The sequence below is a fragment of the Chitinophaga sp. genome (assembly GCF_035538455.1).
Taxonomy (GTDB): domain Bacteria; phylum Bacteroidota; class Bacteroidia; order Chitinophagales; family Chitinophagaceae; genus Chitinophaga.
This window is the reverse complement of the sequence record NZ_DATLKJ010000088.1, coordinates 91,094-100,323: the sequence shown is the minus strand read 5'-3', so window position 1 is coordinate 100,323 and position 9,230 is coordinate 91,094. Positions and strand designations below refer to the sequence as shown.

At 51.6% G+C, this 9,230-nt stretch carries 9 protein-coding genes; all 9 read right to left on the bottom strand.

Going from position 1 to position 9,230, the window contains the following annotated elements; translation table 11 throughout:
- Window positions 1-535: HupE/UreJ family protein (locus tag VM802_RS10495; RefSeq protein ID WP_325530092.1), on the bottom strand; the 535-nt coding region annotated here is incomplete at its 3' end.
- Between the two features lie 30 nt (window positions 536-565).
- On the bottom strand, window positions 566-1,273 hold the full coding sequence (locus tag VM802_RS10490) for a HoxN/HupN/NixA family nickel/cobalt transporter (RefSeq protein WP_325530090.1): 708 nt from the start codon (window positions 1,271-1,273) through the stop codon (window positions 566-568).
- An 11-nt stretch (window positions 1,274-1,284) separates the two neighbouring features.
- A complete protein-coding gene (locus VM802_RS10485) occupies window positions 1,285-2,373 on the bottom strand; it encodes a cobalt-precorrin-5B (C(1))-methyltransferase (RefSeq protein ID WP_325530088.1) in 1,089 nt (362 codons plus the stop codon).
- Complete coding sequence (cobK, locus tag VM802_RS10480) at window positions 2,370-3,128, bottom strand: precorrin-6A reductase (RefSeq protein WP_325530086.1); 759 nt, start codon at window positions 3,126-3,128, stop codon at window positions 2,370-2,372. The genes VM802_RS10485 and cobK overlap by 4 nt, the downstream gene beginning before the upstream one ends.
- A gap of 39 nt (window positions 3,129-3,167) precedes the next feature.
- Complete coding sequence (cobM, locus tag VM802_RS10475) at window positions 3,168-5,012, bottom strand: precorrin-4 C(11)-methyltransferase (RefSeq protein ID WP_325530084.1); 1,845 nt, start codon at window positions 5,010-5,012, stop codon at window positions 3,168-3,170.
- Window positions 5,009-6,208 carry a precorrin-6y C5,15-methyltransferase (decarboxylating) subunit CbiE gene (cbiE, locus tag VM802_RS10470; protein WP_325530082.1) on the bottom strand — a complete coding sequence of 400 codons (1,200 nt, stop codon included), beginning with the start codon at window positions 6,206-6,208 and terminating at the stop codon, window positions 5,009-5,011. The genes cobM and cbiE overlap by 4 nt, the downstream gene beginning before the upstream one ends.
- On the bottom strand, window positions 6,205-7,578 hold the full coding sequence (gene cobJ, locus VM802_RS10465; protein ID WP_325530080.1) for a precorrin-3B C(17)-methyltransferase: 1,374 nt from the start codon (window positions 7,576-7,578) through the stop codon (window positions 6,205-6,207). The genes cbiE and cobJ overlap by 4 nt, the downstream gene beginning before the upstream one ends.
- Window positions 7,569-8,282: a precorrin-2 C(20)-methyltransferase gene (gene cobI / locus VM802_RS10460; RefSeq protein ID WP_325530078.1), complete on the bottom strand. Its 714-nt coding sequence runs from the start codon at window positions 8,280-8,282 to the stop codon at window positions 7,569-7,571. The genes cobJ and cobI overlap by 10 nt, the downstream gene beginning before the upstream one ends.
- Window positions 8,279-9,211: a sirohydrochlorin chelatase gene (locus tag VM802_RS10455; RefSeq protein ID WP_325530076.1), complete on the bottom strand. Its 933-nt coding sequence runs from the start codon at window positions 9,209-9,211 to the stop codon at window positions 8,279-8,281. Before VM802_RS10455 ends, cobI begins: the two co-directional genes overlap by 4 nt.
- Between the last annotated feature and the right edge of the window lie 19 nt (window positions 9,212-9,230).

Sequence of the window (9,230 nt, the reverse complement as noted above, 5' to 3'; positions counted from 1 at the left end):
AGCGGCGTACCGATAATGCGAACAGGCAGCTGTAGCCTGTCATGGCGATGATGATACCCACGCTTTGCAGCACCAGGATGCCCACGGCAGTATAGGCATCCCGTGAAGCCAGCATCAGTGCAGCAGCGCAGGCGCCGCCTGTACCGGCAAGGCCATGGATCATTCCGATCCAGAAAGAACGGGAGAGCATATTACCGGAGGGGGTATGTACATGAGTATGGGAAGCTCCGTCCCGCGGGAAATTGCGCATGATGGCAGTGACGCCCAGCCATATCATAATCGGACCTATCAGGAACTCTACGTAGCCGGCCACATTCTCCGAAAGCGCAGACTTAACGATCAATATCAGGATTCCGAACAAGATCAATGTCAGCGAATGCCCCAGTGCCCATTGGGAAGAGCGCCATACGAGCCTGCGCAGGCGGTATTTTTTGTTTTCTTCCGTAGCCAGTACGGACACTGCGGCTACATGATCCGGCTCAAATGAGTGCTGGATACCCAGCAAGAAAGAATCCAAAAATAAAGGAACGATCATAATAAGGGGATTACAAGTGAATGTTTAATGTCAGCCAGCTATTGTATCCATCACTGCGTTATAAATCCAGACGATGCCGATGATAATAGAGAACACACCTACAGTGGCGTTGATCACTTTAAAGGCGACCTGGTTATGCTCGATGAAACGTGATACAGAAAAAGCGAGCACGCAGCTGTAGGTGGTCATTGCCAGGATAATACCCAGGCTCTGCACCACGATGATCCACACAGCAGTGCGCGTATCTGTGGAAGCCAGTATCAGTGCGGCCGCACAGGCGCCGCCTGTACCCGCGAGGCCATGCAGCATGCCTACCCAGAAGGAGCGGGACAACGGATTCATGGCAATCTCTTCGCCTTGTTTTCCATGCAGATGTAATGCATTGGTGAGGTGTTCATGTTCTGCAAACTGTTTATGTTCGTCCATCATTTCTTTCAGCTGATGGTTTCTGCGGATGGCGGACCATCCCAGCCAGATCATGATGGGGCCCACTGCTATCTCCGCCCAGGCAGAGAGGTTGAATGGTACGGCTGATTTAAGCAGCAATGCGAGCGCGCTGAATAATATCAGTGTAACTGAGTGTCCCAATGCCCATTGCGAGGAGCGCCATACCAGTTTTCCTATGCCGGTATTATTCTTCTTTCTTTCAGAAGCCAGCACGGATACAGCGGCCATATGGTCCGGTTCAAACGAGTGTTGTACACCAAGCAGTAATGAATCTAACAGTAACGGATACATGAATATTTCTTTTAGTTCACAAACAACAGGCGATGATCTGTTGCGTCTATCAATACGATTTCGAATGTTACGGGTTTGAGCGCGGCCTGTATCACTTGTCTGCACCGAGCTGCCAGTGCGATGTAGAAAGGTTCCGTTTCTCTGAAAGGGAACAGTTCTGTGAGGCCACGTGCCATGTTAAGTACGCGGATGCTATCGCATTGTTCCGGCGGATATCCTGCCTTTGCCGCCAGCGAGGCTACAAATTCCTTATCCCACGACGACTGGTTACTGTGCGTGTTCAGTGCGCCGCCGGCGAGCTTCACCGCTTTGCCCAGCATCATGCCGATAGTGAATGACTGTAACGGGGAACTGTTGATTTTTGCCAGTGTTTCCCCGATCCAGTTGCCATACTGCACAAAGGCAAGGGCCGGCAGTAGCGGGTACAGGTTGCGTAACAGCTTTTCGCTGCGGCCGCCGGAGTTGACGACGATGTGTGATTGTCCATTTGCCAATGCTACATCAATGCCTTGTTCGATGCTGGCGATGTAGGCCGCTGCAGAAAAGGGTTTCACTTTGCCTGTGGTGCCCAGTATGGAAATGCCATTGACGATTCCCAGCCTGGCATTGAGCGTTTTCGCTGCCAGTGTGGCGCCATTGGCCACGCTGACGCTGACGCATACACGCCTGTCTATATTATGCGCTGACAGCATTTCCCGCACTACATCCGTCATCATCTGTCTGGGAACAGGATTGATGGCGGGCTCTCCTACCGGTACAGGCAATCCGGGTAGCGTCACCATTCCTACGCCTTCACCGGGGAGAAATGTGATAGCCTGTTCTCCGCCGAAGGTGATGGTGCTGGTTATTTCTGCGCCATTGGTAACGTCCGGGTCATCGCCGCTGTCTTTGTAAGTAGCGCAGGTGGCGCTGTCTGCCGAGAAGTGGCAATGATGTATTTTAAAGAGCACCTCTTCGCCGCCGGGCAGTGTGATTGTAACGGTTGCCACTTCCTCCTGCTCCAGCAGCGCCAGCAGGGCAGCTTTGGTGCAGGCAGTGGCACATGCGCCTGTACTGTATCCCCAGCGGAGATCTCCTGTGGGTACCGGTTGCAGGCTCATGACAGCAGTTTATCCAGGTGAGCTAATAATCCGTTCTTATTATCCGTCCGGATGAAATGCGGTGGCAGAGCAGGCCGCCGGATAATATACAGCGGTACACCACTTGTTATAGCAGCATCTGCTTTTACAGAGAGGAAACCACTTTCACCGCTTTCCTTCGTCACGATGGCCTGAGCACCTGTTTGCCGGATGACATCTATTTCTTCTTCCACTGTTTTTCCGGGGAAGGACAACAGCAGGTTTTGTTCGGGGAATCCGGCAGCAGCGGCTACTACCAGTGATGTGTCACGCGGCAGGATGCGGCAGTACATTTTCCGGTGTTGCCAGAATGGTTTCCACTTTTCGATGGTCTGCACACCGGTGAGAGAAAGCACGGGTTCAAAGCCTTGCGCTATCAGCTCCGGTAACAGTGTCTCATAGCTATCGGCATAACGTATCAACGGGTGTTCCGGTAATGCAGGATACTGTCTTTCATACCGGATAACCGGAATACCCAAACGCTCACTTACTTCCCTTACGGTTTCATGTAATACCACTGCGAAGGGGTGGCTTGCATGAACGATCGCCCTGATTTCTTCCTGGCGGCAGAATGCTTCCAGCGACTGCGGCGTAAAGGCGCCGTAGCGGTAACGTGCATTGGCAGGCAACTCCACCTCAATCTTTATTTTGGAGGAATACCAGCAGGGCAGCATCTTTTCTGCCAATGCCGATAAAACCAGTTTGCCTTCTGTTGTGCCGCCAAATACGAGAACCATGTTATTTTTTTATGTTGCTATTTTTTTATGTTGTTATTTTTATTTGTGCGATGTTTTTTGATTTCTGAAGATGTGCTTCCATTCGGGATTATACAGATGTGATCTGTTTTTCCTTGCACCGATGGCAGTGCCTACGATGATGAGCACTGTGCGGGTAAGTTTGTTACTGCGTATGATGGCTGCCAGCTCGTGTAACTGGCCGGTGAAGATTTTTTCATCTTTCCAGGTAACGCGGTACAGTACCGCTACAGGGGTATCTTCCGGATAATGTTCCAGCAGCTGCGCCTGCACATTTCTGGCGATGGTGGCGCTGAGGAAAATACACATGGTGGCACGGTGTTTAGCCATCTCGTTGAGCTTCTCCCGTTCCGGCAAGGGTGTATTTCCTTCGCCCCTGGTGAGAATGATGGACTGTACTACTTCCGGAATGGTAAATTCAGATCTGAGCACCGCAGCTGCAGCCTGAAACGAAGAGATGCCCGGTACGATGAAGTAATCCATCCCTTTCTCATCGAAGATGGTCATCTGCTCCTGGATAGCGCCGTAGATGGATGGATCGCCGGACTGCAGACGCACGATCAAATGACCTTTCGCATAATGTTGTTCCATCAGTGTGATTTGTTCCTCCAACGTCATGCCGGCGGAATTCTGCACCACTGCACCTTCTTTAGCATAATGCGTCAGCTCTTCCGGCACGAGGCTGCCTGCATATAGTATCAGGTCTGCTGTTTCCAGCAGCTCCTTCCCTTTCACCGCCACCAGGGACCCATCTCCGGGACCGGCGCCAACAATGGCTATCTGTGCACGTCTTTCCAATGCGGCATCCAGGGATACAGCTATCGTATGTTTCTTGCCGGAGCTTACACTGATCTTTATTTTTTCGATGAGCAGGCTGTTATTGCGGGATGACAGCAACGCGCCCGCCTCCGAAACACTGTATACATCCAGCTTGCTCTTCACCACATCAGAAGGGTTGGGTACTTTACAGGCATTCAGTTCATCGGCTGTATAGGTATGAAACGGGATCTTCCATTTTTCCGACAGGGCGATAAATGCCTGCTCATCCTGTTTTATATCGATAGAAACGATACACTTCAGTGACTCCGTTGCCAATCCATTTTCATTGAAATGCTCGGTTACGGAGGCTTCCAACAGTTCTGGCTCAATATCACGGCTACAGCCCATACCCAGGTGCAGTGCGGCGGGATGGTAGTAGATAACGGGAACGGCTGTATGATATTTCCGGTAGGTGACTGCAATCAATAGCTCGTATTGTTCCTGTGGTATATCATCGAAGCGATAGTATACGTCCACGAAATCAGGTTTTGTTTGCAGCAGTCTTTCCGTTCCTTCATCCTTCACATCGAGTAACAATGCTGTTGGCCGGTTGTTGACAAATAAAGCAATGATAGTGTTCATGGATGCGGTGGAAGCGGTTTTCCAGCTATACCTGCGGGCAAGTGTATCCAGCGCCCATATGTCCTGCAGATCACTGGAAGTGGTGATAACTGCCTGTGCCCCTAATATCCGTGCGATGTTGCGGGCCAGCTCATTAGCGCCACCCTGGTGACCGGAAAGCACGGGCTGCACAAAATGTCCATGATCATCCAGGTTGATCACAGCAGGGTCGGTAGTCTTATCACCGATATGAGTGGCGATGCTGCGTACGCAAATACCCAATGCGCCAATGAACACAAATGCGTTATAGTGATGAAAATGCGTTGAGAGGAAATCAGCGATAGATATGATCTGTTCTGTATTGCCGTTATCTTCTGTGCGCGTAGTAAATATCTTTGTTTCCGCCAGGTTCCTGCTGATAGTGGCAGCCAGCGCCAGCGCGCGATCTGTACTTGCAATGATGGCGATATGATGTTGTTGTTTCATGATGTTTTGATAGCGGTTAAAACGGTGATGGGGTTATGCTGGCCCACCTGCAATACTTCGGGTGTCAGCAGTTCCCAGCCAAGGCTTGCGGCGGTGTCGCAGAACTGCGTGATGCTGCTTTCCAGCACAGCGTTCATCACTATGCGGCCACGGGGACGCATATATGTATCTGTCAGCTGCATCAGCTCCGGCAACCTGTTGCCGTGGCCACCGATGAAAACGGCGTCGGGAGCGGGCAAAGCGGCGAGGTTCTGTTCAAAGAAATCACCCGACAGGTATTCAATGCCGGGCGCCGACAAGTGCCGCATATTCCTTTCGATGATACCGGCACATTCCGGTCGCTTCTCAAAGCCAACAACCTGCAAATGCGGATACAACCGTCTTGCTTCAATGGCCACTGCGCCGGTACAGAAACCGATGTCCCAGCATACCTGCGCACGATGTAAATCCAGCTGCGACAAGCTATAGAGCCGCACGGCCTTTTTGGTAATCATATTGGGCCGGCCCGGCAATCCTTCAAACAGGTGATCGGCTATTCCTATTCCCGGTTGTTCCGGAGCTACCACCTGCCTGAGCAGTGCACAGTTGAGCGGATGAAAATAACGTATAGACATCTCCGTTAGCTCTCCGCGGGAAATGTGTTCCTGTATACCATCCAGGTCTTCTCCCACCAGCATTTCATAGTGTGTGAAGCCATAATCGAGCATTCGTTGTGCGATGGCGCGCGGAGAACGGGTAGCATCTGTCAGCACAGCAATCAGCGGTTCACCTTGGATCAGGGCAGCATCCAGCTCCTGCCAGCCGCGGCCGTGTACGGATGTGTGCTTCACACTTTCATAAGGCTGGCCTACCCTGGTACAGAGACGTTGTATGCTGTTGAACTGCGGATATACTTTTATGTCAGCCGCCGGATCGTACTTAAGAATTGTTTGTACCATTCCGTAAAAGAGCGGGTCACCACTGGCGAATACAGCGATGGCGCCTTCCGTGGCAGCGTATTTTTCAAATAAGGCACTCATACCTCCTTTGATTGGTATCCAGGTATGTGCTTCCGGCAGCAGGTGTTTTACCAGCTGGTAATGCCGGTCGCCGCCGGAGAAAGCTGCGCACGTGTACAGCAACGGCAGCGCTTCTGCTGCGCAGCAATCGGCGGTGGTGTTAGCCACGCCTATTACTATGTATTCCTTTGCCTTCATCGTATACCCACCGCTGTTATAGTGTCCAGCGTGAAGGCCGCATTGACGATAGCTGCCGCGACATTGCTACCTCCCTTACGTCCTTCTATGATGACCACAGGCGAAGTAGCCCCATAACGCAGCTTCAGTTTGGATTCCAATACATTCACAAAACCCACCGGCGCGGCTATGATACCGGCGGGTGTACAGGCGCCCTGTCTGCATTGATCGCATAGCTCCAGTAAAGCGGTGGGCGCATTGCCCACCACGAAGAGCGCATCAGGGTGTTCTTCCACAGCCAGCCGTATACCGGCCTGACTGCGGGTAATATTTTCAGCGGCGGCCAGGGCAGGCACGCGTTCATCATTCAGATAACATTTCACATCTACACCATAGCGCTGCGTAAAGGCCCTGGTGATACCGGATTGCACCATCGTTACGTCTGTGATTACCGTACCGCCATTTATGAGATAATGATGCCATTGCTCCAAAGCATTGTCTGTACTATAATACAGCTGTTCGTATTCAACGTCTGCCGTACTGTGGATACAGCGTATAACAGCCCATTGATCAGCCGGCGACAGTTCATCACGCTTCAGCAGCGTCCTGATCTGGCGGAAGCTCTCTTCCTGGATTTCCTCACCGGTGACGGGTTTGCGGGCGAGGTAACCGCGGGGGGTGATCAGGAAATTGCGGAAGCGGAAGGTCTGGGAATTGCCGATCATCACCAGGCTGAACATGTCTACCAGTGAAACGTCCAGTTCCTTCAGCGTAGTAAGATGAATGGATTCTTCCTCACGTGTTACTTGCCGTACAATGGCTACCGGCGTATCACCACTGCGATATTGCAGGTAGATATCTTTCAATCTTGACAACTGCCAGCTGCGTTGTTTGCTGCGCGGGTTATAGAGGGAGGTTACAAAGTCTCCCATAGCGGCGCCGGTGATACGCTGTTCGATGGTACTCCAGGGTGTCATCAGATCTGACAGGGAAATGCAGCAGAAGTCGTGTCCGATAGGCGCTCCCAGCCGCGCGGCCGCAGCCTGAAATGCACTGATGCCGGGAATGGTTTGCAGGTGAATATCGTCGCGTTGATGTTTTGCAGCATATTCATATACCAGCGAAGCCATTGCATATACGCCTGCATCGCCGGAACTGATGACCGCTACGTGTATCCCCGGCGCACAGCTCTCCACTGCCAGCTGTGCCCTCGCCTCTTCTTCTGACAGTTCCCTACCCAGACACTCGCAACCGGGCTTCAGCAGGTGAGATACGAACTGAAAATAGTAATGATAACCTATTACCACATCTGCACCGGCCAGCGCCTGTTGCGCCGCGGGCAGCAGCCAGGCTGCATCACCGGGACCAATACCTATCACACTCAGTTGCATATATTACTTTTAAGGATGATCAATGAAAAATAGGGCAGCGTGCGCGCGCCCACAGCAACCGGATCGGCACTGATATACTGATCTGTTGTTCCCAATTTTTCGCTGTACAGCATTGCCGCATCGCCCGCATCCAGAGCAGGTGTAATGAACTCCCAGGCGCCATGTACTTTTATCAATACCACTGTTTCAAAATGAGTCAGATAATGGCGTAGCGCACCGGCGCTTTCCAGGAATGGTATAATTGCTATCTTATCCCGCAGCAGTGCCAGCGGCTCCTGATGCATGGCTGTTGCCAGCAGGAAAGAAGGTACGCCGGCAATGATTTCCAGCGGCAGATCATATTCCCGTATATGTTTCAGGAGATAGATGAAAGTGCTGTAGAAGGAAATATCGCCTTCACTTACAAAGGCCACCTGCAAGCCGTTCTCTACATCAGCTTTCATCCGGCGGGAGATTTCCGCATAAGCGCTGAGATTATGCGTCCTGTTATGGGACATCTCCAATATCAGCGGCTGCCATATCTTTCCGGAGAGGTTGTACTGCTTCATAATGGTTTGTGCAAAGCTCCGCACACCGCCATCCTTTCGGGATGCGGGATAATATATCTTATCCGCACATTGCAATGCTTTCCAGCCTTTCAGTGTTATCAGCTCCGGGTCTCCCGGCCCAAGTGATACCGCATAAATTTTTCCTTTCTTACTCAAATGCCCAGTACTTTCTTAACTGTTGATAATATATTTTTCTTTCGCCCCGGCTTCTCTTCTTCTTCAAATAAAATTCCTTTTACCTGTAAATGATGCCCGATCTGGTCCTGCCCCTGGTCTGCCTCAAAGCCCACGATCTGCTTACGGTATTTGCATAGCTGGCAATTCATATTGCCGCTGCCTTCCAGCGCTTCCTGTATGCGTTCATCGAAGGCCTGTAACAGCCATTCATGGCTTCCATACGACTGGGTGCAGCGATATTGTTTTGATGATAGTTGCTGATGTGCAGCCACATTTTCGTATATCCGTTTCAGCAATACGCCTGTGAAGAGGAATACGGGCAGGACTACAATCCTTTTATAGGGAAGGTGTTCCAGTACCGGTAAAGCGTCTGTCAGCAAAGGCCTGGCAACACCGATATAAGCGGTGGTGGCAAAGGCGAAGCCCATGCCTTCCCAGAGCATGCGTGTGAGCTTGGCTACGTCGGAGTTGGCATCAGGATCATTGGTACCTCTCCCGATGAGCAGTAGGCAGGCTTCTTCGCGTGGCAGCGGAGTGGCCTGGCTTTCCGCTTCTTCTATGAGCAGCTTCGATAGTTGCAGCAGCGATGCTGTAATGCCCAGGTGCCTCGCCATGGTGATGGTGAGATCGGGATATTGCTGCTGCAGTGAGTTCATCTCATAGGGAATATCGTTCTTGGCATGTCCGCCGGCAAACAGGATGGCGGGCAAAGCGATGATGTGCCGCACGCCGGCCTGGTACATTCTTTCTACTGCCGCGGCATATACCGGATGTGCGAATTCCAGGAAACCGTAATCCACGATATAATCCGGGTAGCGCTGTTGCAGCTTTTCCACCAGCACCCTGAAATGTGCCACTCCCTCTTTGTCACGGCTGCCGTGGCCGCATATCAGAATACCTTGTTTCATTTTCCAGTATGGTTTCCTC